The 20,011-nt window shown below is 52.7% G+C and carries 22 protein-coding genes and 2 tRNA genes; 15 read left to right on the top strand and 9 right to left on the bottom strand.

The window, feature by feature from the left end; translation table 11 throughout:
• The first annotated feature begins 116 nt into the window (after window positions 1-116).
• The 8 genes from FE845_RS17300 (at window position 117) to ychF (ending at window position 7,116) form a co-directional block, all read left to right on the top strand.
• A complete protein-coding gene (locus FE845_RS17300; RefSeq protein ID WP_200367498.1) occupies window positions 117-1,865 on the top strand; it encodes a tetratricopeptide repeat protein in 1,749 nt (582 codons plus the stop codon).
• A complete protein-coding gene (lolB, locus tag FE845_RS17305) occupies window positions 1,865-2,500 on the top strand; it encodes a lipoprotein insertase outer membrane protein LolB (protein ID WP_200367500.1) in 636 nt (211 codons plus the stop codon). Before FE845_RS17300 ends, lolB begins: the two co-directional genes overlap by 1 nt.
• Window positions 2,497-3,360: a 4-(cytidine 5'-diphospho)-2-C-methyl-D-erythritol kinase gene (gene ispE, locus FE845_RS17310; protein ID WP_200367502.1), complete on the top strand. Its 864-nt coding sequence runs from the start codon at window positions 2,497-2,499 to the stop codon at window positions 3,358-3,360. Before lolB ends, ispE begins: the two co-directional genes overlap by 4 nt.
• Window positions 3,361-3,379: 19 nt before the next feature.
• Window positions 3,380-3,454 (top strand) — tRNA-Gln (locus FE845_RS17315).
• A gap of 52 nt (window positions 3,455-3,506) precedes the next feature.
• Complete coding sequence (locus tag FE845_RS17320) at window positions 3,507-4,457, top strand: ribose-phosphate pyrophosphokinase (protein WP_200367505.1); 951 nt, start codon at window positions 3,507-3,509, stop codon at window positions 4,455-4,457.
• 185 nt (window positions 4,458-4,642) lie between these two features.
• Window positions 4,643-5,296 (top strand): 50S ribosomal protein L25/general stress protein Ctc, encoded by a 654-nt coding sequence (locus tag FE845_RS17325; RefSeq protein WP_200367507.1) that lies wholly within the window; start codon window positions 4,643-4,645, stop codon window positions 5,294-5,296.
• Window positions 5,297-5,317: 21 nt separating this feature from the next.
• Entirely contained in the window at window positions 5,318-5,911 is a 594-nt protein-coding gene (pth, locus tag FE845_RS17330; protein WP_200367509.1) for an aminoacyl-tRNA hydrolase, read from the top strand.
• A 113-nt stretch (window positions 5,912-6,024) separates the two neighbouring features.
• Window positions 6,025-7,116, top strand: a complete 1,092-nt coding sequence (gene ychF / locus FE845_RS17335; RefSeq protein WP_200367511.1) for a redox-regulated ATPase YchF — start codon at window positions 6,025-6,027, stop codon at window positions 7,114-7,116.
• Between the two features lie 14 nt (window positions 7,117-7,130).
• Here ychF and FE845_RS17340 read toward each other — a convergent pair whose 3' ends face one another.
• The gene (locus FE845_RS17340) at window positions 7,131-7,835 is read right to left on the bottom strand and encodes a pseudouridine synthase (protein WP_227714483.1); all 705 of its coding nucleotides are present in this window, start codon (window positions 7,833-7,835) and stop codon (window positions 7,131-7,133) included.
• Between the two features lie 71 nt (window positions 7,836-7,906).
• Window positions 7,907-8,287 carry a nuclear transport factor 2 family protein gene (locus tag FE845_RS17345; protein WP_200367513.1) on the bottom strand — a complete coding sequence of 127 codons (381 nt, stop codon included), beginning with the start codon at window positions 8,285-8,287 and terminating at the stop codon, window positions 7,907-7,909.
• 267 nt (window positions 8,288-8,554) lie between these two features.
• Between FE845_RS17345 and FE845_RS17350 the strand changes: the two genes are divergently transcribed.
• A tRNA-Met gene (locus tag FE845_RS17350) sits at window positions 8,555-8,631 on the top strand.
• A gap of 91 nt (window positions 8,632-8,722) precedes the next feature.
• A complete protein-coding gene (locus tag FE845_RS17355; RefSeq protein WP_200367514.1) occupies window positions 8,723-9,157 on the top strand; it encodes a PACE efflux transporter in 435 nt (144 codons plus the stop codon).
• On the opposite strand, the gene FE845_RS17360 is transcribed toward FE845_RS17355, so the two are convergent.
• Window positions 9,151-9,483: an SMR family transporter gene (locus FE845_RS17360; RefSeq protein ID WP_200367767.1), complete on the bottom strand. Its 333-nt coding sequence runs from the start codon at window positions 9,481-9,483 to the stop codon at window positions 9,151-9,153. The two genes, FE845_RS17355 and FE845_RS17360, sit on opposite strands and share 7 nt — an antisense overlap.
• A 180-nt stretch (window positions 9,484-9,663) precedes the next feature.
• Here FE845_RS17360 and FE845_RS17365 point away from each other — a divergent pair, with 180 nt between their 5' ends.
• Both FE845_RS17365 and lipA read left to right on the top strand, forming a co-directional pair.
• Window positions 9,664-10,941: an O-acetylhomoserine aminocarboxypropyltransferase/cysteine synthase family protein gene (locus FE845_RS17365; RefSeq protein ID WP_200367515.1), complete on the top strand. Its 1,278-nt coding sequence runs from the start codon at window positions 9,664-9,666 to the stop codon at window positions 10,939-10,941.
• 139 nt (window positions 10,942-11,080) lie between these two features.
• Window positions 11,081-12,124, top strand: a complete 1,044-nt coding sequence (gene lipA, locus FE845_RS17370; RefSeq protein WP_200367516.1) for a lipoyl synthase — start codon at window positions 11,081-11,083, stop codon at window positions 12,122-12,124.
• A gap of 79 nt (window positions 12,125-12,203) precedes the next feature.
• On the opposite strand, the gene FE845_RS17375 is transcribed toward lipA, so the two are convergent.
• Window positions 12,204-12,782 carry a hypothetical protein gene (locus FE845_RS17375; protein WP_200367518.1) on the bottom strand — a complete coding sequence of 193 codons (579 nt, stop codon included), beginning with the start codon at window positions 12,780-12,782 and terminating at the stop codon, window positions 12,204-12,206.
• Between the two features lie 171 nt (window positions 12,783-12,953).
• The gene (locus FE845_RS17380) at window positions 12,954-13,397 is read right to left on the bottom strand and encodes a Spy/CpxP family protein refolding chaperone (RefSeq protein ID WP_200367520.1); all 444 of its coding nucleotides are present in this window, start codon (window positions 13,395-13,397) and stop codon (window positions 12,954-12,956) included.
• A gap of 212 nt (window positions 13,398-13,609) precedes the next feature.
• Here FE845_RS17380 and ylqF point away from each other — a divergent pair, with 212 nt between their 5' ends.
• Window positions 13,610-14,545, top strand: a complete 936-nt coding sequence (ylqF, locus tag FE845_RS17385) for a ribosome biogenesis GTPase YlqF (RefSeq protein ID WP_200367522.1) — start codon at window positions 13,610-13,612, stop codon at window positions 14,543-14,545.
• Window positions 14,546-14,642: 97 nt separating this feature from the next.
• The gene (fnr, locus tag FE845_RS17390; RefSeq protein WP_200367531.1) at window positions 14,643-15,398 is read left to right on the top strand and encodes a fumarate/nitrate reduction transcriptional regulator Fnr; all 756 of its coding nucleotides are present in this window, start codon (window positions 14,643-14,645) and stop codon (window positions 15,396-15,398) included.
• A 28-nt stretch (window positions 15,399-15,426) separates the two neighbouring features.
• Here fnr and FE845_RS17395 read toward each other — a convergent pair whose 3' ends face one another.
• Window positions 15,427-16,308: an SDR family oxidoreductase gene (locus FE845_RS17395; protein WP_200367534.1), complete on the bottom strand. Its 882-nt coding sequence runs from the start codon at window positions 16,306-16,308 to the stop codon at window positions 15,427-15,429.
• A gap of 173 nt (window positions 16,309-16,481) precedes the next feature.
• Between FE845_RS17395 and FE845_RS17400 the strand changes: the two genes are divergently transcribed.
• The gene (locus FE845_RS17400) at window positions 16,482-16,838 is read left to right on the top strand and encodes a hypothetical protein (protein ID WP_200367536.1); all 357 of its coding nucleotides are present in this window, start codon (window positions 16,482-16,484) and stop codon (window positions 16,836-16,838) included.
• Between the two features lie 4 nt (window positions 16,839-16,842).
• Here the strand turns inward: FE845_RS17400 and alr are convergent, their stop codons facing one another.
• The 3 genes from alr to rplI all read right to left on the bottom strand — a co-directional run bounded on the left by alr (window position 16,843) and on the right by rplI (window position 20,004).
• On the bottom strand, window positions 16,843-17,922 hold the full coding sequence (alr, locus tag FE845_RS17405) for an alanine racemase (protein WP_200367538.1): 1,080 nt from the start codon (window positions 17,920-17,922) through the stop codon (window positions 16,843-16,845).
• The gene (dnaB, locus tag FE845_RS17410; RefSeq protein WP_200367540.1) at window positions 17,922-19,328 is read right to left on the bottom strand and encodes a replicative DNA helicase; all 1,407 of its coding nucleotides are present in this window, start codon (window positions 19,326-19,328) and stop codon (window positions 17,922-17,924) included. The genes alr and dnaB overlap by 1 nt, the downstream gene beginning before the upstream one ends.
• A 229-nt stretch (window positions 19,329-19,557) precedes the next feature.
• Window positions 19,558-20,004 carry a 50S ribosomal protein L9 gene (gene rplI / locus FE845_RS17415; RefSeq protein WP_200367542.1) on the bottom strand — a complete coding sequence of 149 codons (447 nt, stop codon included), beginning with the start codon at window positions 20,002-20,004 and terminating at the stop codon, window positions 19,558-19,560.
• Between the last annotated feature and the right edge of the window lie 7 nt (window positions 20,005-20,011).

The following is a 20,011-nucleotide window of genomic DNA, read 5'->3' on the forward strand; positions in this document are numbered from 1 at the left end:
ACCAGAGCTTATGCCATTATAGGGAATCGGCGCATACCGCAGCCCGACTCAGCTCAAAATAATGATGGGTTGTGGGCTATTCAGGGGGCGCTAGTCAATAAATCACGGGAAGTTGCATGCACAAATCCGCACCGCTTTTGGTTACCTGTCTGTTTGGCCTCGCACTCACAGGCTGCGCTAGTTTAACCGATTCCGAGCAAACGTCTGGTGTCGATGAGACAACCGCTTCAGATACCAAAGACATCAACAGCGCTCCCCCCATAGAGTACGCAGACTTTGAACCCGAAACACTGTATCTGCTGCTTGCAGCAGAAATTGCAGCTCAGCGGGGCCGTTTCGACGTCACTCTGGTTAATTACCTGAAAGCCGCCCAACAATCCCGGGATAAAAACGTTATCGAACGTGCCATGCGCATTGCCCAATCGCTCAATGGCGACAACGCCCAGAAGCAATTGGCAGAATTATGGTTGGATGTAGACCCGAACAATCTGCAAGCTTTAAGGGTGTCTGCAATTCAGGCAGTCAAGCGCAATCAGCTTGAAACTGCCATGGGGTACATGGAAAAGATTCTGGATCAGGGCGAAGATGCAGATTTTGACAGCCTCGCCGCCATGGCCGCCAACCTGCCGCCGGAACAGCAAAAAGAGTTGATGGCGCTGTACACCGAGATGGCCGAACGCCACCCCCGCATGCCGGAACTGGAATACAGCATCGCTCTGCTGTTAAAAATCACCGGCAACCCGCAGGCGGCCCTTAGCCGACTGAACCCTCTGCTAAATGATCAGCCCAACTTTCAGCCCGCTATTATCCTGAAGGGTGACCTGCTTTACCAGAGCGGTGAGGTAACGGAAGCGCTTGAACACCTGATGGTGAATACACGCCGATTTCCGGCCAACCGTCAAATGGGCACCTTGTATGGGCGCATGTTGATCAGTGAAGGGGAACTGCAGGCTGCTCAAGATGAATTTAACCGGTTAGTACAACGCTACCCGGACAACCCCGGCTTGCGACTCTCACACGCGCTGGTTGCCTTGGAGAACAAGCAACTGGAACTGGCCAAAGAAGAGCTTACCCAGCTAACCGAACAAGGTCACCACACTAACGAAGCCAGCTATTATCTAGGCAGAATTGAGGATGACGCCGGCAACACAGAGCAGGCTATCGGCTATTACCAAAGTGTGAATGAGGGCACTTACTACTTCCCATCCCTTGCCCGCGCCAGCGCTCTTCTCACCAAAGAAGGCAAGTTCGATGAAGCACTGGAAGACATCCGCTCCCTACGCAGTGCGAACCCCAATCAAGCCGAGAACTTCTGGCTACTTGAAGTTAATCTACTGCTTGACCAGAACCTGCGCGAGGAAGCGCTAGAAGCGGCCACCAGTGCCCTTGCAGACCATCCGGGCAACCTTCAGATTCGCTACGCACGGGCCATGCTGTTCGATAATCTGGACCAACCGGCTAAAGCCGAAGAAGACCTCAAACAGATCGTTGAAAACAACCCGGACAACGCCGTTGCACTGAATGCCCTTGGGTACATACTCACTACTCGCACGGATCGCTTGAGCGAAGCCCGCAGCTACATTGAACAAGCGTTAGCATTAGACCCGGAAAACCCTGCCATTCTCGACAGCATGGGGTGGGTTCTATTTCAGGAAGGGCAGATCCAGCCCGCACTGGATTACCTTTCCCGAGCATGGGCCGCCTTCCCCGACCCAGAGGTTGCCGCCCATTATGGAGAGGCCTTGTGGGTAAACGGTGCTGAAGAGCAAGCGCAAATTATCTGGGAGGAAGGCCTTGAACAGGATCCCGACCATGATGTGCTTCTGGAAACCATTGAGCGACTAACCGTCACCGGTGAACAGTGATGCTACCGTTTATCCGCCGATGGGCTGCTGTACTGCTCATGATGGGGTTAAGCGCCTGTACTACGATCCAGCTAGAGCCATTACCGGAAGGCATGACAGACCAGCCGCCGGCCGATTGGCAGGACCGCGCCGCTAAGCTCGGGCAGTTTGATCACTGGCAGTTGTCGGGGAAACTGGCCGTACGCCAACCCTCGGACAGTGGCACTGCGATCATTAACCACTGGATACAAGAGGGCGAGGCCTACTATTTGGCTTTGTCTTCCTCATTTCTGGGGATGGGCAGCACAAAGCTGAAAGGTGTTCCGGGGTTTATTGAGCTCACGCTCTCCAACGGGGAAGTTTACCGATCCGGAGATCCAGACGCCCTGATGGAAGCAGCGACGGGCTGGCAACTGCCACTTGAAAGCCTAACCTGGTGGATACGCGGCCTGCCAGCACCAGCGGGTGACTTCCGGCTACTCTTTGACGACCGGGGCGAATTGGCGATAATCCGTCAGGACGGCTGGGAGATCCGCTATGATCGCTGGCACGAATTACAAGGCAACACACCGGCCCTGCCAGCCAGAATCACAGCACTGAAAGAGAAAAAACGGGTGCGCGTTGTTGTAAGCAACTGGCAGGATCTAAATCCGTGACACGCTCTATCACTCTCCCCTCTCCAGCCAAGTTAAATCTTTTCTTGCACATCGTCGGTCGGCGCCCGGACGGTTACCATGAACTGCAGACGCTGTTTCAGTTTCTGGATTACGGCGATGAGATTACGCTGAGCCTAACCCCGGAGCAGCCCGGAGTTCGCCTTGAGAGCTCCCTTCCCGGGGTGTCCGATGAAGACAACTTGATCATCCGGGCCGCCAAAGCCATTGCAAACAAAACATCTGGCGAGCTGCCAGGTGTGAGCATTCGCATTCATAAACGTCTACCCATGGGTGGCGGGCTCGGAGGCGGCAGCTCCAATGCGGCCACAACGCTTTTGGGATTGAACCATCTTTGGGGCCTCAAGCTTGGGCTCGACGAGCTCGCCGAAATCGGTTTGTCTCTGGGTGCCGACGTACCGGTATTTGTGCGCGGCCACGCGGCTTTCGGTGAAGGTATCGGTGAAAAGCTAACTCCGGCATTCCCGCCGGAAGACTGGTTTGTCGTGCTCAAACCAGCCTGCAACATCAACACCGGAAAGATATTTTCAGCCAAAGGGTTGACAAGGGATACCGCGAGAATCACAATAGCGCCCGCTTTTGAGGGAGACGCCTCGAGGTACCGAAATGACTGTGAAGATGTAGTTTTAAAACTATATCCTGAGGTCAAACAGAGCATGGACTGGCTCACACAATTCGGACCTGCAAGATTAACCGGAACCGGGGCTTGCATTTTTGGACGTTTCCCTACAGAATCCGCAGCCCGGATTATCTGGGAAAGCAAACCCTCCGGCATCACCGGGTTCGTAGCTAAAGGGGTGAACGTATCGCCTCTTCACCAAAAGCTGACAGAGCTGGAATGATGCCAAAAAAGCACGATACTGGGGTGTCGCCAAGTGGTAAGGCAACGGGTTTTGATCCCGTCATGCGCAGGTTCGAATCCTGCCACCCCAGCCACCTTTCTCCCGCTTCTTCTGACTCAACCTCCGAAAACGAGAAGGATGCCATCGTGTCCAAACTTATGATTTTCTCAGGCAACGCCAACCCCGAGCTTGCCCATGCCATCGCCAAGAAACTCCACATTCCCATGGGAGAAGCCACTGTAGGCTGCTTCAGCGATGGAGAAACGACCGTCGAGATCAACGAAAACGTTCGCGGTCACGATGTATTCATTATTCAGCCCACCTGCTACCCGACGAATGACAACCTGATGGAACTGATCATGATGGCCGACGCTTTGCGCCGCGCCTCTGCATCGCGCATCACGGCCGTTATTCCTTACTACGGGTATGCACGTCAGGATCGCCGAGTGCGCTCCAGCCGTGTCGCCATCAGCGCAAAAGTTGTTGCAGACATGATCTCCAGCATTGGCGTCGATCGCGTACTAACGGTAGACCTGCACGCCGACCAGATTCAGGGCTTTTTTGACGTACCGGTAGATAACATCTACGCAACACCCGTTCTGCTTGATGACATCGAAAAGCAGCGGTTCGAGAATTTTGTTGTGGTTTCTCCGGATGTTGGTGGCGTTGTACGTGCCCGCGCCATTGCCAAACTGCTTGATGATGCCGACTTGGCCATTATTGACAAGCGTCGCCCCAAGGCCAACGTTTCTCAGGTAATGCACATTATCGGTGATGTTGCGGACAAAACCTGCATTCTTGTGGATGACATAGTCGATACCGCTGGCACTTTGTGCAAGGCTGCAAATGCATTGAAAGAGCGTGGAGCAACCCGTGTGGTCGCCTATATCACCCACCCTGTCCTCTCCGGCCCCGCTATCGAGAACATTAACGCGTCCGAAATTGACGAAGTTGTCGTATGCGACACCATCCCGCTGGGTGACAAAGCAAGGAACTGTGATAGAATCCGCCCCCTCAGCATGGCTGGGTTGCTCGCGGAATCCATTCGCCGCGTAAGCAACGAAGAGTCCATCAGCGCCCTGTTTGAGAATGTCTGAGTAGACGGCGCGCCGTAATACTCAATAAAACAGCAAGTTAATAAAAGCTGTTCGAAAGATACCGAGTCGGGAGCCCAATCAGGCTCCCGACTCTTTTAGTCAGCCGGAAAATCCGGCTTTTTGAAACCATCACCTGTCCCAACGCCTGGTCGCGGGCAGTTCAGGTGACGATTGAGGTACAAACCATGTCTCAGGACTTTGTTATTGAAGCATTTCCTCGTGACGACAAGGGGAGAGGTGCGAGCCGCCGCCTGCGTCGCGAAGAGCGTAAAATTCCAGCCATCATCTACGGTGCTGGCAAAGAAGCTACTCCGATTTCCATTTGGCACAATGAGCTGAAAAAAGCTCTGGAAAACGAAGCCTTCTTCTCTCACATTCTGACCATTGAACTGAATGGCAAGAAAGAAAGTGTGATCATGAAGGATCTTCAGCGTCACCCGTACAAGCTGCTGCTTACTCACGCCGATTTCCAGCGCGTTGAGAAAGACCAGGAAATCTTTGTTCACGTTCCATTGCACCTGCTGAACGAAGACACAGCTCCGGCGATCAAGACATTTGGTGGCGTTGCTTTCCGTCTGATGACCGAAGTTGAAGTAGCTTGTCTGCCAGCCAACTTGCCCGAGTTCATCGAAATCGATATGACCGATATCGAGATGGATCAAGTTGTGCACATGAGCGACCTGAAACTGCCAGAAGGCGTTCGTATTCCAGCCCTTCAGCACGGCGTAGAGCACGATCAGGCCGTTGTGTCTGTTAGCAAGCCGAAAGGCGTCAAGGCTGACGACGCAGAAGACAATGCAGAAAGCGAAGACGGCGAAGAAGGCGAAAGCAAGGAGTAATTACTCCGGAGGCGTTGGCAGATGGCACAGGATATTGTCATGGTGGTTGGGCTGGGTAACCCCGGTGCCGACTATGAGAATACCCGCCATAATGCTGGCGCCCTCTTCGTTGAAGCACTGGCCCGCGATGCGGGTCAGTCGCTCCGGCCTGAAAAGAAGTACCACGGGCACTATGCCCGTATCCAGTGGCAAGGCCTTGAGCTCCACCTGCTGAATCCCGCAACTTTTATGAACCGCAGCGGCCTTGCTGTAAAAGCCCTCGCGGACTTTTTCAAAATTCCCCCCTCTCAGATTTTGATCGCTCACGATGAGCTAGACCTCCCCCCGGGCACTGCAAAGCTTAAAAAAGGCGGAGGACATGGCGGACATAATGGACTGAGAGACACCATCGCTCACCTTGGTACGAATGAATTCCAGAGGCTGCGCATAGGCATTGGGCACCCGGGGGACAGCCGCAAAGTAACCGGTTATGTGTTGGGCCGCCTAGGCAAACGTGAGACGGAAGACCTAAGTGCGATATTCGACGAAATCATGCGGGTGCTGCCTGACGCAGCCACGGGCAATCTTGCTGCTGCCATGAACCGTTTGCACAGCGTAAAGCCAGCCACCGCCTGAACCTGTCCGAAAGTAGTTTCGAGCAATATCCACCCCTGATAACCCTTACTCGCACCCACAGCCGGACACCGGTATAATCCGGCCAAATTTCCCCGTACCAGCAGAGGCATTCCATGGGTTTTAACTGCGGCATCGTCGGCCTACCTAACGTCGGCAAATCCACCCTGTTCAACGCATTGACCAAAGCAGGCATTGGCGCGGAAAACTTCCCGTTCTGCACCATCGAACCGAACGCAGGCGTGGTTGCAATGCCAGACCCACGCCTCAACAAACTCGCAGAGATCGTAAAGCCTGAGCGAGTTGTACCCACTACCATGGAGTTTGTGGACATTGCAGGCCTTGTAGCTGGCGCATCCAAAGGCGAAGGCTTAGGCAACCAGTTCCTTGCGAACATCCGCCAGACTGAAGCCATCGCCCACGTCGTTCGTTGCTTCGACGATCCCAACGTTATCCACGTTGCCAACAAAATCGACCCCGCAGCGGACATTGAGATCATCAATACCGAACTTGCACTGGCCGACATGGATACGGTTGAAAAGGCCATCAAGCGTGTTCAGCGGATCGCCAAAAGCGGTGACAAAGAAGCCAAAGCCCAGATTGCGATTTTTGAGCGCCTATTGCCAGTGTTGAACGAAGGCAAACCCGTGCGCGGCATGGGGCTGGATAAAGACGAACTACTACTTATCCGCGAACTGTGCCTGCTTACTATCAAGCCAACCATGTACATAGCCAATGTGGCGGAGGACGGCTTCGAGAACAACCCTCATCTGGACACAGTACGCAAGATCGCGGCTGAAGAAAACGCCGTGGTAGTGCCCATCTGCAACAAAATTGAAGCGGAAATCTCGGAACTGGAAGACGACGAGAAAAGTATGTTTCTGGGCGAAATGGGCATGGAAGAGCCAGGCCTCGACCGTGTTATCCGCGCAGGCTATAGCCTGCTAGGGCTACAGACGTATTTCACCGCAGGTGTGAAGGAAGTGCGAGCGTGGACAGTCAAGATCGGCGCAACAGCCCCGCAAGCCGCTGCAGTCATCCACACAGACTTCGAACGCGGCTTTATCCGGGCCGAGGTCATCGCATACGACGATTTTGTAAAATACAACGGCGAAGCTGGCGCCAAGGAAGCTGGCAAGTGGCGTCTGGAAGGCAAGGAATACATTGTTAAGGATGGCGACGTGATCCACTTCAGGTTTAACGTTTAAGCCTCCCGCTTTGGCTAGAGAGCTGCCAGACAGGCGTTTGGCAGCCCTACCTTTCCTAGCTGGTCTATTGTTTCTAGTGTCCCGTTTAGCTCTTCCGCTGTAAGCAGCCTACTTTCTCCCTCGCCAAGGCCCGCCAAGGTTATATTCCCGACAGAAACCCTGTGAAGCGCCAGCACTTGGTTCTGAAAATAACCGAACATCCGCTTAACTTGGTGGTATTTGCCCTCAACCAGCGTGAGCCTAGCGGTGAAGTCAGAGAGCACCTCTAAACATGCGGGCCGCGTTGTGATGTCTTCATACGCAAAATAGATTCCCTTGCGAAACACCTCCGCATACTCATCGCCCACCGGCTTAGCCAGCGTCACCTCATAGGTCTTTGCCAGCTTTGTCTCAGGTAAGCTTATCTTGCGAGACCAAGCTCCATCGTTACTAAGCAGAATCAACCCGGTTGTGTTGAAGTCCAAGCGGCCAGCAATGTGAAGCTGGTTCTTCTGGGGGTGCTCAATAAGACTCAAAACAGTGGGATGCTTATGATCTTTAGTCGCACTAACAACGCCCTGGGGCTTGTTCAGCACCATATAAACGGGGGCATTGTTATTTAAACACTGGCCGTCCAATACAACGCGGGTAAATTCTGTCACTTTTTGTTGAATTGATTGCGCCACGCGCCCATCCAGAAAAATCCGTTTTTGCGCAATCAAAAGGCGGGTATCTGACATCGAAAAAGCACTGTTTTGGCTTATAAAGCGATCTAGCCGATGGGTCTTGGATTTCAAAAAGCACCTTGTTTTCAGGATACCGCTGAAGGTAGGTTGCCCCCCAGCATATTCTCCACCACAGCGGCGTTGTAAAAGGCTTCAACCGTATGAATTTTGTCGCCACGAACACGAAACCAGACCGCAAGCCGAACATCCCCAATGGGCTCAAAATGAGTTTGATAGTCCAGTATTGCAAACACGTGCTCTCCATCTGCACTGAGCTGGCGAACAATTAAGCTCTTTTGGATGGCAACCATTCCGAACAGGTAGGACAACAGGTCATCACGACAGAGGAAACGCATGTTCGGCCCCACGTACTCAAAATCTTCTACAGCCAGCAAGTTCTTTGCTTCATCCGGACGCTGGGCGCGAATATCAGCGATGAACTGCGCCACTATTTCTTTCGGTTGCATAGTTAGATTCCACTTCAGAGATGAGAACGGCCAACAATGGCGTAATGATACACGTTATTATGCAGATTCACCCGAGACCCTGCTTCATTGGCTATATTCAGGCAGTTTTCTCTATCTCCGAAAAAGCCTACAACTTATTGTTTAAACGCACCTAATACGTACGCGCTGCCAAACCCGATGCAATTTCGGGAACCGATTTTTCGGCCACCCCTTGACACTTACACGCTCCGTACATAATATACGCGCCGCTTCCATTGGTGAAGCGATGGCAAGGTAGCTCAGTTGGTTAGAGCACAGCACTCATAATGCTGGGGTCGGCGGTTCAACTCCGCCCCTTGCTACCAGTATTCGAAAAAGGCCGCGATTTACGTCGCGGCCTTTTTTTATTTCTGGGCAACAAAAGCGCGCAATGCCCTGCTTCTGCGGAGATGCCTTATGAGAACGACCGGCGACAGAATCCGGCAAGCGGTTTCCTTTGAAGTGATCGGGTTACTCATATCCGTTCCCCTCGCTGCCTTTGCCTTCGGCTACTCTCTTGAAAAAACAGGTGTGCTCGGACTGATAGGCGCCACGCTGGCCACTGTGTGGAATTACATTTTCAACTTAGGTTTTGATCACGCCCTGAAGCGCTTGACAGGCTCAACCCGAAAATCCATTAAACTCCGCTTTCTACACGCACTCAGCTTTGAGCTCGGTCTTCTAATGGCCTTCCTTCCAATTATTGCCTGGTGGATGGAGATTGGGCTGCTGGAAGCGCTTCTGGTGGACGTTTCTTTTGCTGTGTTTTATTTGGTGTACGCTTTTGTTTTCACTTGGTGCTACGACACAATTTTCCCAGATACTGATGCGGCGCCATCCTCTGGTCAGTGAGCCCCAGCTCGGGACAGTATGTTCAGCACAAAAACTCCAGATACAATCAGCGCCATACCAACCATGCCCCAAGCGTCTAACTTCTGCCCGAATGCCAGCCAGCCCACAGCAGCCATCAGAACAATACCCAAGCCTGCCCAGATCGCGTAAGCGATGCCAACCGGAATGGTGCGTAACGCTAATGACAAAAGATAGAACGCAGCAGCATAACCTAGAATAACAACCACCGAGGGCGCCAATCGGGTAAACCCTTCACTCGCTTTGAGCGCTGATGTGGCTACTACTTCTGCCACTATGGCTATTCCCAACAAAACCCAGTTATTCATCATTTAGACCTTTATTCTCGATAATAGTTTTGCGCAAAGCTCGGCAGAAAGCCTTGTGAGGCGGGCATATTATGTTCAGGCATGTCAGGATTGCATACCGTTATAAGCCCCATTAAATCTATATGGCATACTGACGTCCGAAACAATTAACGCCGACCAAGCACTCTTAAGGAAGTTACTATGAAATTTGAGACGATTGCTCTCCACGCCGGTTTCAAAGGCGACCCGACCACCAAGGCGGCCACCACTCCAATTTACCAAACTACGTCCTACACGTTTGACGATACCCAACACGGTGCAGACCTATTCAATTTGAAGGTTGCGGGCAACATATATACCCGCATCATGAACCCGACCAATTCTGTGCTTGAAGAGCGCATAGCAGCTCTTGAAGGTGGCGTAGGCGCTCTCGCCGTTGCTTCTGGCATGTCGGCCATTACCTATGCTCTGCAAACCATTTGCCGGGTTGGCAACAACATTGTCAGCACCAGCCAGCTTTATGGTGGAACCTACAACCTATTTGCCCACTCCCTTCCCAATCAGGGCATTGAGTGCCGTATGGTACGCCACGATGATTTTGATGCGATAGAAAAAGCCATCGATGACCAGACCCGCGCACTGTTCTGCGAGTCCATTGGCAACCCGGCTGGTAACGTAGTCGATATTGCACGCTGGGCCGAAGTCGCGCACAAGCATGGCATACCACTGATTGTGGATAACACCGTTGCCACACCTTATATCTGCCGCCCTTTCGAGCACGGCGCAGATATCGTGATCCACTCGCTCACCAAGTACATTGGTGGCCACGGCACCACCGTAGCCGGTTGCGTTGTAGACTCAGGCAAGTTCGACTGGAAAGCCAACGGCGCAAAATTCCCGATGATGAACGAGCCGGATCCTTCCTATCACGGCGTGGTTTACACCGAGGCTCTGGGCGCTGCCGCCTTTATAGGCCGCTGCCGCGTTGTGCCGCTTCGCAACACGGGTTCTGCCCTCTCCCCATTCAATTCGTTTTTAATTATGCAGGGCCTAGAAACTCTTGGCCTGCGAATGGAGCGCCACTGCGAGAATGCCGAAAAAGTTGCCAACTTCCTGCAGGATCACCCGGCGGTGGAATGGGTTAACTATGCGGCACTGCCTAACAGCCCCTTCAAAGCTACTTGCGACAAGATTTGTGGCGGCAAGGCCTCTGGCATAGTGAGCTTTGGTATCAAAGGCGGCCGCGAAGCAGGGGCCAAGTTTATTGATGCTCTAGACCTGATTTACCGCTTGGTGAACATTGGCGATGCCAAGTCACTGGCCTGCCACCCAGCCACCACTACCCATCGCCAGTTAAACGCGGAAGAACTCGAAAACGCGGGTGTAAGTGAAGACCTGGTGCGTTTGTCTATCGGCATTGAACATGTGGATGACATTCTTGCAGACATTACTCAGGCACTGGAAAAAGCTCAGGCTTGATTAAGCACAACCGGGTACGACTAAAGTCGTGCCCGGTATACTGCTTTACACCTCGTGATTGCCCTTACCTACCTTGTAACTACCCCGCCAGCCTATTATTCTCTAAAGCTCCTCCAGCTTTAATGAGAGTCCGGTTGCAATGAGCGAAAGCGCAAAGCCCCGCGTCACCAGTGGTTCCAAATTCCGCAATGAGCATGGCTTCTCAGCTATCAAGGACGGCGTAAAGCGCTCGGCAAATCAGGAACCCGCATCGGTTGAGCGCAAGCCCAAATGGCTGAGGGCAAAAATGCCCGGCGGCGAGCGCTTTGAGGCCGTGCGTAAAAACGTCACTGAAAACCGGGTGAGCACCGTATGTCAGGAATCTCACTGCCCCAACATTGGCGAGTGCTGGACAGCTGGCACGGCAACAATCATGGTGATGGGGTCGGTATGCACCCGCGCCTGCCGCTTCTGTGCGGTTGATACTGGCAATCCTAATGGCTGGCTAGACAAAGACGAGCCCGAGAACACTGCCAAATCTGTCGAACTCATGGGTTTGCGTTACATCGTACTAACCTCAGTAGACCGAGACGATTTGGATGATGGCGGAGCCGCCCATTACGCGGCCTGCGTTTCAGCCATCAAACAACGCACACCGCACGTTGCTGTAGAAGCACTGACACCAGACTTTGATGCTGTTATGGCCCACGTGGAGAAGGTGGTGGATTCGGGTCTTGAGGTCTTTGCGCAAAATGTGGAAACCGTGGAGCGCTTAACACGCCGCGTTCGTGACCCGCGTGCTGGTTACCAGAAGACACTCAGTGTGCTCGCCCACGCCAAGCAGTATCGGCCCGACATACTGACCAAAACCAGCTTGATGTTAGGCTTAGGCGAAACCCACGAAGAAATCCTTGCCACCATGGACGACCTCCGCGACATTGGCGTGGACATCCTAACACTTGGCCAATACCTGCGCCCGACCCCGAACCACCTGCCTGTAGAGCGCTATGTAACCCCAGAAGAGTTTAATCAATACCGTGAGATAGGCTTGGAGAAAGGCTTTATGGAAGTCCCCTCAGGCCCCATGGTGCGCTCAAGCTACCGGGCAGACCGGGTGTTCGACAAGAACAATCTGGGGCTTGCAGTGCCAGATGTGCCTGCTGCCTCGAGTGCAATGCAGATTCCGATAAAAACTCTGGACTAAATTCTCCAGCAGCTCTTTGCTCGACACAAAAAAACCCGCGTTCACTTTATGAAGGCGGGTTTTTTAATCGGATTGGCGATTAGAAGAAGTAAGTCACGCCGCCGAACAGACCGAAATCACCATCCTGAAGATCAACCTCGCCAGTCAGGCTCAGGTTTTCCTGAAGCTTGAAGCGACCTTGGCCGGTAAGGCCCAGATAATCGAAATCTCCAGTTACATAACGTGCACTTGCACCCACTTCAATTTTATCATTGAGCTGATGACGAATGCCGCCGCGCAAGGCTGGCGCTGTATCATCAGCAGACGCGCTAGAACAACCAAAGAATCCGGCGCAAAACTCTGCTTCAACCTCTTGGTAATCTAGGCTAGCTCCACCCCAAACGTCTGTTTTAGCATCTAGTGCATGGCGATAGCCGCCACCCAAGTGCCAGTTTGTGTAGTCAATATCATCCGACAGCATGCGGAAGCCGCCAAATGCAAAAATATTCTCGTTAACCAAGTATGAGCCGCGAAGATCAAACCCTACATAGGTCTGGTCGCCATCGGCGCTCAGCATAGCAAGGCCAGCTTCTGCATATGTATAGCCCAGCTCAGCTGCGGCCGAACCAGAAACCAAAACACCTGCCAGAATTAATCCCTTAAATCCCTGTTTGATCATAATATCCACTCAACATTTCAATTGCGTTAAAAGAAATACATCCACGCATCGATTTTAAGGGATAGAGTATCAATTGCAACTATTTCGGCTTGCTTTACGCAGCTATCCACTGGCTCGTTAACCGCTACTTAGCCTAGCATTTACCTACCACGCCAAGCATTAGCACACCGCTCACTGCCCTTGCTGCATCATCTGGCGCTGTTGCTGCATTTGCTGGCGCATCTGTTGCATTTTCTTATCCAGCTCGTCCCGCTGCTCTTGGGTGAAAACGCTATCCACCTTGGCCTGCATGAGGGCTGAGAGCACAGCAATCTCGCCGGTAACGTCCCCAAGGTCTTCCCCGTGTTCGCGAATGGCGCCTTCATCATAATCTGCTTTGATTTCAGCCTGCATTTGCTCCTGCAAGGCACGGGCCTCTTCACGTAACGTACCGATTTCACCCTGCATTTCGTCAAGAATGCCGCGAATCTCTTTTTGCTGATCTTCGGAAAGCCCAACCATCTGGGCCAATTGGTCAACCTGATCCGACTGCCCTGTGGGTGCTTGCTGGGCCAACGTGGGTGCCGATAGGCTCAAAGCAACAAGAGCAGTACCGAATAGTTTTGCGAGCGTCATAAAATCTCCGTGAACAATTTGGTTTAAATGGCTAGCTGGTTCATACCCTAATGCATACCACCTTCTTTTTTCACCCCGATACCCCTTCTTTTTATACAGGTTGTGAGCCATGCCCTCCCGAAACCCGCTACACGAGCGCATTGAAACAAGTGTGAAAGTTTAGTCATTCCCCTTCATAATGGCTCTATTCACCCACTTTCGGAGCGTAACAAATGGCTATCAACTGGTTTCCCGGGCACATGCACAAGGCCCGCAAGGAGATCAAAAAGATCATGCCTCAGATGGATCTCATTATTGAGGTGCTAGATGCACGCATTCCTTTCAGCAGTGAAAACCCACTGGTGCCAGCGTTGCGCGGCGACACTCCACTGATCAGGGTTCTCAATAAGCGCGATCTGGCTGATCCCGAAGTCACAGCACGCTGGCAAACCTGGCTGGAAAAAGAGCGCGGTGTAAGAACCATTACGCTCACCCACAACCAGCGCGGTGAAGCTCTGGACATTCTCCGTCTGGCCGGTGAGATGACACCTAACCACGATCGCCAGAAGAGCGCTCTTCGGGTAATGATTCTGGGTATACCCAACGTTGGCAAGTCCACGCTTATCAACACCCTTGCCGGGCGCCCGGCCGCTAAAACCGGAAATGAGCCAGCAGTAACCAAAGCACAGCAAACTATAAAACTGCCAGACAACATTCTGCTTTACGATACACCCGGGTTCCTTTGGCCCAAACTTTCGCCGGAAGCCTGTGGATATCGGCTGGCGATTACTGGCGCTATACGTAGCTCTGTATTGGATTTTGAAGACATTGCCATGTTTGAAGCCGATTATCTGTTGGAAGCCTATCCCGATCTGGTGAAAGCCCGTTACGGTTTTGACGAACTGCCTGTAGACGGCTTAGCTCTTATGGACGGCATCGCAGCAAAACGGCGTTTTCTGGGGCGCGGCGGCGTACCAGACTTGAACAAAGTCTCCGAGGTACTGCTCAATGAGTTCCGTGCTGGCACTCTAGGGCGGATCTCGTTGGAGACACCCGAGATCGTAGAGCGCGAAATTGAGGAAACCGCACTGGCCGAGGCCGAGAAAGAAGCAAAGCTAAATGAGAAGAAGGCAGCATCCAAAGCATCCCGTTCGGGCCGCCGGCACTAACTGTCGGTGTCTTTCCTTACGTTTAATCATTGGCAAACCGACTCTTGCGTATTAGAGTAGTAAGTTGACTTGCATCAATTTGGATGGTTTACCCCCAATGGCTCAACCAATTAGATTTCGCCAAGCTGCCTCCCCCCTTAAAGCCTCGTGTCAGCAGTGCAGCCTTAGCAATCTGTGCTTACCGCTTGCTGTTGAGGAAAACGATTTAGGTAGACTGGAAGAGATCGTTCAGCAGGGCCGTATTTACAATCGCGGCGAACATATTTTTGATCAAAGCACTCCGTTCCGTTCCTGCTTTGCCGTCAAAAGCGGTTCGGTGAAAACATCGATTATTACCGAAGGTGGTGAAGAGCAGGTCACAGGCTTTTTTATGCCCGGTGAATTGGTTGGTTTGGATAGTATGAGCGGTGACGCCTATGCTTGCACTGCCAAAGCTCTCGAGCGCACCAGCGTGTGCGAGTTTCCAATAGACAAGCTAGAAGAACTCACCGGTAAGCTGCCCGACTTGCAGCACCACATGTTTCGTCTGATGGGACAAGAAATCCAGAACAGCCACCAACTGGCTTTGCTACTTAGCAAGAATACCGCCGAAGAGCGCATTGCATCGTTGCTTTTGTCTTTATCCAGCCGCTTCCAGCGTCGGCGCATGTCACCCACTAACTTCAGTCTGCCTATGGCTAGAAATGATATCGCCAACTTTTTAGGGCTTGCCGTTGAGACAGTCAGCCGTGTTTTTACCCGGTTCCAGAATCAAGGCATTATTCATGCTAGGGGCCGTGAGGTAGAACTGCTGGATGTTGAAGCTTTGCAGCTAGTAACCCGGGAGTTCTCCCGCCAGAGCTGTCAGCAGTAAACCTCTCTTCGCCACAACCGACTGACATTTACTCAGCCAGTTTGCTGGCTTCCAAGCGCGCTGCGTTTTCTTTCAACAACACCAATTCGTTTACGAGCCCGGAGCGCCAAGGAAGCTGTTTGATACCAAATGTGTTGCGGATTTTGGTGCAAATCAATGTTGTGTTTTGCGGCTCAAGTGCACCCCAAGACGGCATGTCATCCACTATGTGAAGATCTTCAGGAATACCCGGCAAGCCAGCGATTGCGAGACCCAACTCATATAAGCTGATCTCCTCGGCACCTGCATATTGAAAGGTGCCCCACACCTCTGCTCCACAGTCTAGCTGCTGGATGATAGCGGTCATTACTCTGGCAAGGTCTACCACCGAGACAGGCTGGCCCACACACTTGTCTGGCAGAGTCAGGGTTTCGTTGGCAGCCGCTGTGCTCATCTGAACCTTGCGGATAAAACGACTAAGGCTCCAACCAGTACGCAAGATAATATGTCTTGGCAGAAGCGTGCGTAGCGCTTGTTCACTCTCCCACTGCCAACTACCCAACTCATTCACCGGCTGGCCGGGGTTGGATGCGAGATAACCACTTTGCTTGCGCCCGTCAAACACATAGCAAGACGACAATTGGAACAACGCAATGCCGCGGTCTCGGGCAAATTCTGCGATGGCTACCGGCAAGGAAAAAGCGGCTTTATGCGTACCTTCGGGATCCCGCTCTGCGGCTTCGGGGTCTGCCAACCAAAGCGCATTAACCACCAGATCTGTATCTTCCGGAATCCATTGCGCCAAAGCACTAAGATCGGCGCTGTTCGGATTGCTTACCAGCAAAGGGCTAACTTGCAAAGACGTCTCCCTAAGCCGCTCGAGAAGCACCTTCCCCAAAGGACCATAATCATGAACAACAAGTACATGCACTAGAACTCAATGCCTCCGGATATAACTAATATGACGGCTTTAAAACTCCGTCTGGCCAATGGCTTGCCACCATCAATTTATACAATGCCTTTCGAAACAGGATGCCGCCATATTTACTTGAGCAGCATCGCTTTTATTAACGTTATCGGAAGCATACAAAATTAGGTATCGCCATGCTGAAACAGCAAAGCCACATTGTTGCACCCATTCCCGATGAGTTGCGCACCCGTGCACTCTATACCGTTGAAGAACTGCGCGGGCGCGGTAAGGCCGATAAAGAAGCAATCGACCAGCTCTACAATTTAATCATAGATATGACCGATGCAGGCCTGGACTTCTTTTTCATCGAACCTTTGCGGCGCCTAAAAGCCAGCAAAATGATGCTAAGCATGGCCAAAGTAGGCATCAGCAGCATGCTAAAAGGCAGCAAAATGGTCGTCCACAAAGTGCTCAAAAAATTGGACGACCGCAGCTTGGCCTCGATTCTCGACTTCCTCGAGGAAATCATTCATCAACCGGAAGGTGCCTGACCGCTCACGCTACCGATATACGAGGAACTCTGCGGGTAATCCCCGTAAGCAACTCGTAAGAGATGGTGCCAGCGCAGCTGGCAACCTCATCAACGCCAACGGTGCGCCCCCAAAGCTCAACAAGATCCCCTTCGCGGGCCTCAGGCGTATTGCTCAGATCTACCGCCAACATATCCATCGACACCCGACCGATCAGCCGAATACGGCGCCCCCCAATGGCTGCCGGGGTATCGGTGCCAGCATGGCGGGGATAGCCGTCACCATAGCCGATGGCCACCATCCCCATCCGGGTGTCGTGTTGCGCAACCCAACCAGCACCATAGCCCACACTTTCGCCCGCCTTTACAACTCGGGTAGTAATGAGCGGCGCTTCGAGCGTCATAACAGGCTCAAGGCCCAACTCGGGGCCGGTCTTACCGATGATGGGTGATCCGCCATAAAGCATTATGCCGGGGCGACTCCAGTCAAATAATGGTTGTCCGGCAGTAAAGTGCGCAGCAGAGTTACCCACGCTCCTCATAAACGAGGGCCAAGGAGCGGTTGCCTTCTCAAAGGTAACTGTTTGGGCCGCTGTCATTGCGCTGCTCTCGTCGTCAGCACAGGCAAAATGGCTAACAAAGCCTTGCAATCCACCAAGGGCGCTTATCTTTTCCAGCCTTGCCATAACCGCAGGCAAGTCGGCAGGCCGAAAACCCAAGCGATTCATTCCGGTATTAACCTTTAACCAGAACTCGGGTATAGCGCTACCCTGCTCCAACCATTCCAGCTGATGCCCACTGTGCAGCACTGGCTCAAATTGATTGTGCACACACTCCGCCAAATCGCCTTCGGCATGGACGCCCTGAAGCAAGACTATTGGTTGAACGAGGCCTGCTGCGCGAATAGCAAAGGCCTCTTCAATACAGGCAACCGCGTATTTGGGCGCAACATCCGCCAGAGCAGAGGCAACCTGTGCAATGCCGTGGCCGTATCCGTCAGCCTTCACAACCGCCATGGCCTTTGCACTGCCCGCTCGTTCACAGGCTATGCGATAGTTATTACGCAGCGCGTCCAAATCAATCCGAGCAGTTGTATTACGCGGCATCAGTATTCACCACCATAATCGCCGTAGTCGCCGTGGGCCAAATCTTCAAACTTTGTATATTTGCCGATGAAGGCAAGACGAATAGTGCCAATAGGCCCATTACGCTGCTTACCGATGATAATTTCAGCAATGCCTTTATCCGGCGTGTCTTCGTTGTACACCTCATCACGATAGACGAACATGATGACATCCGCATCCTGCTCTATCGCCCCTGACTCCCTCAAGTCAGAGTTGATCGGGCGCTTGTTCGGCCGCTGCTCAAGGCTCCGGTTGAGCTGAGAAAGCGCAACTACGGGGCAACTGAGCTCTTTGGCGATACCTTTCAACGACCGGGAAATTTCCGAGATCTCTGCCGTTCGGCCTTCGGTGTTGCCGGGCACACGCATCAGCTGCAGGTAATCCACCATAATCAAGCCAATCTTACCGTCATTTTCACGGGCAATTCGACGGGCACGAGAACGCAGTTCGGTAGGGCTTAGTCCCGGCGTATCGTCAATATACAAAGGCTTTTCTTTCAGCAAGCTGACAGCCGAGGTCAAGCGAGGCCAATCGTCTTCTTCAAGCTTGCCAGCGCGGACCTTACTTTGGTCGATACGGCCCAAAGACGAAAGCATACGCATAGCCAGTGCATCGGCTGGCATTTCCATACTGAACACTAAAACCGGAGTGCCCGTACTAATAAGCGCATTCTCGACAATGTTCATTGCGAAGGTGGTTTTACCCATTGAGGGGCGGCCCGCAACAATGATGAGGTCGGCTGGCTGCATACCGGATGTTTGCTCATCCAGATCCCTAAACCCCGTGGTCAGGCCTGTTGTCTGCTCACCAGACTCAAACAACTCTTCAATACGACTTAAGGTTTTGGCGAGAATGGGAGTGATAGACTGCGGGCCAGAGCCTTCTTTGACTCGGGACTCCGCGATCTGAAATACATTTCGTTCGGCCTCATCCAGAATCTCGTTACTGTTACGCCCTTGCGGGTTAAACGCAGAATCCGAAATCTTGCCGGAAACCTCTACAAGCTGCCGGAGTATGGATCGCTCACGAACAATTTCGGCATAGGCGCGAATATTTGCAGCGCCCGGCGTTTTCTCCGCCAGTTCCGCTAGGTACGACAACCCGCCAGCGTCTTCAATATCACCGGCCCGCTCCAGAAACTCGGCCAAAGTAACCACGTCGAGCGGCTCATTCTCACTGGCCAAACGCTCAACCGCACCAAAAATCAACCGGTGATCCTGACGGTAAAAATCAACGGCAGAAATAATCTCGGTGATTTCGTCGAATCGACGGTTATCCAGCATAAGGCCACCAAGCACCGCCTGCTCCGCTTCTGCGGAATGGGGGGGCACTTTGATGCGGCTGGTTTCCGGATCAGTGATTGCAGGTTTTAGAGTAGGCTTGGCCATGAATACATCTTTAGTTGAGCAGTCTTACTACGACACTGGAAATGGATGGTCGTAATAATGGAGGAGGTTTGAGCGTTACAGCATACCAGAAAGCAACAGGCCCGAAAGCCGTATTAAACGGTTCGGGCCTGTTGGGTTGGCCGATAGCAAACCCCGAAGAGTTCACTACCAACCACCAGCGCGTTACAGAGACCGGGGTACGCCCGGCGCTGCTTCCGGAGAAGTCAGCTTACTCGGCAACAACCGCCAGCTTTACAGTTACTTCAACATCAGAGTGCAGGTGAAGCTCGATTTCGTACTCGCCAGTTGCCCGCAGTGGGCCTTCTGGTAGACGAACTTCGCTCTTCTCAACGTCAGTACCTGCAGCTGTGATTACATCAGCAATATCACGCACACCGATAGAGCCGAACAGCTTGCCTTCATCACCTGCTTTAGAGGTTACTGTGAAGGATGCACCTTCCAGAGCCTCAGCGCGGGACTGAGCTGCTGACAGCTTCTCGGCTGCCGCTTTCTCAAGCTCTGCACGGCGCTCTTCGAACGCTTTCAGGTTTGCTTCGGTAGCAGGCGCAGCCTTGCCATACGGAAGCAGGAAATTACGGCCGTAACCGGACTTAACTTTTACTTTGTCACCCAAGGTGCCAAGGTTTGCAACTTTCTCGAGCAGAATAACTTCCATCTCGTTA

Origin of the sequence: Marinobacter sp. 1-4A (assembly GCF_016597725.1) — a bacterium.
GTDB lineage: Bacteria > Pseudomonadota > Gammaproteobacteria > Pseudomonadales > Oleiphilaceae > Marinobacter.

What these genes read in the sequence shown, in the direction of transcription:
- FE845_RS17300 (WP_200367498.1), top strand. Translation starts at nt 117, where the DNA reads ATGCACAAATCCGCACCGCTTTTGGTTACCTGTCTGTTTGGCCTCGCA.
- lolB (WP_200367500.1), top strand. Translation starts at nt 1,865, where the DNA reads ATGCTACCGTTTATCCGCCGATGGGCTGCTGTACTGCTCATGATGGGG.
- FE845_RS17325 (WP_200367507.1), top strand. Translation starts at nt 4,643, where the DNA reads ATGTCTCAGGACTTTGTTATTGAAGCATTTCCTCGTGACGACAAGGGG.
- pth (WP_200367509.1), top strand. Translation starts at nt 5,318, where the DNA reads ATGGCACAGGATATTGTCATGGTGGTTGGGCTGGGTAACCCCGGTGCC.
- ychF (WP_200367511.1), top strand. Translation starts at nt 6,025, where the DNA reads ATGGGTTTTAACTGCGGCATCGTCGGCCTACCTAACGTCGGCAAATCC.
- FE845_RS17340 (WP_227714483.1), bottom strand. Translation starts at nt 7,835, where the DNA reads ATGTCAGATACCCGCCTTTTGATTGCGCAAAAACGGATTTTTCTGGAT.
- FE845_RS17345 (WP_200367513.1), bottom strand. Translation starts at nt 8,287, where the DNA reads ATGCAACCGAAAGAAATAGTGGCGCAGTTCATCGCTGATATTCGCGCC.
- FE845_RS17355 (WP_200367514.1), top strand. Translation starts at nt 8,723, where the DNA reads ATGAGAACGACCGGCGACAGAATCCGGCAAGCGGTTTCCTTTGAAGTG.
- FE845_RS17360 (WP_200367767.1), bottom strand. Translation starts at nt 9,483, where the DNA reads ATGAATAACTGGGTTTTGTTGGGAATAGCCATAGTGGCAGAAGTAGTA.
- FE845_RS17365 (WP_200367515.1), top strand. Translation starts at nt 9,664, where the DNA reads ATGAAATTTGAGACGATTGCTCTCCACGCCGGTTTCAAAGGCGACCCG.
- lipA (WP_200367516.1), top strand. Translation starts at nt 11,081, where the DNA reads ATGAGCGAAAGCGCAAAGCCCCGCGTCACCAGTGGTTCCAAATTCCGC.
- FE845_RS17375 (WP_200367518.1), bottom strand. Translation starts at nt 12,782, where the DNA reads ATGATCAAACAGGGATTTAAGGGATTAATTCTGGCAGGTGTTTTGGTT.
- FE845_RS17380 (WP_200367520.1), bottom strand. Translation starts at nt 13,397, where the DNA reads ATGACGCTCGCAAAACTATTCGGTACTGCTCTTGTTGCTTTGAGCCTA.
- ylqF (WP_200367522.1), top strand. Translation starts at nt 13,610, where the DNA reads ATGGCTATCAACTGGTTTCCCGGGCACATGCACAAGGCCCGCAAGGAG.
- fnr (WP_200367531.1), top strand. Translation starts at nt 14,643, where the DNA reads ATGGCTCAACCAATTAGATTTCGCCAAGCTGCCTCCCCCCTTAAAGCC.
- FE845_RS17400 (WP_200367536.1), top strand. Translation starts at nt 16,482, where the DNA reads ATGCTGAAACAGCAAAGCCACATTGTTGCACCCATTCCCGATGAGTTG.
- alr (WP_200367538.1), bottom strand. Translation starts at nt 17,922, where the DNA reads ATGCCGCGTAATACAACTGCTCGGATTGATTTGGACGCGCTGCGTAAT.
- dnaB (WP_200367540.1), bottom strand. Translation starts at nt 19,328, where the DNA reads ATGGCCAAGCCTACTCTAAAACCTGCAATCACTGATCCGGAAACCAGC.
- rplI (WP_200367542.1), bottom strand. Translation starts at nt 20,004, where the DNA reads ATGGAAGTTATTCTGCTCGAGAAAGTTGCAAACCTTGGCACCTTGGGT.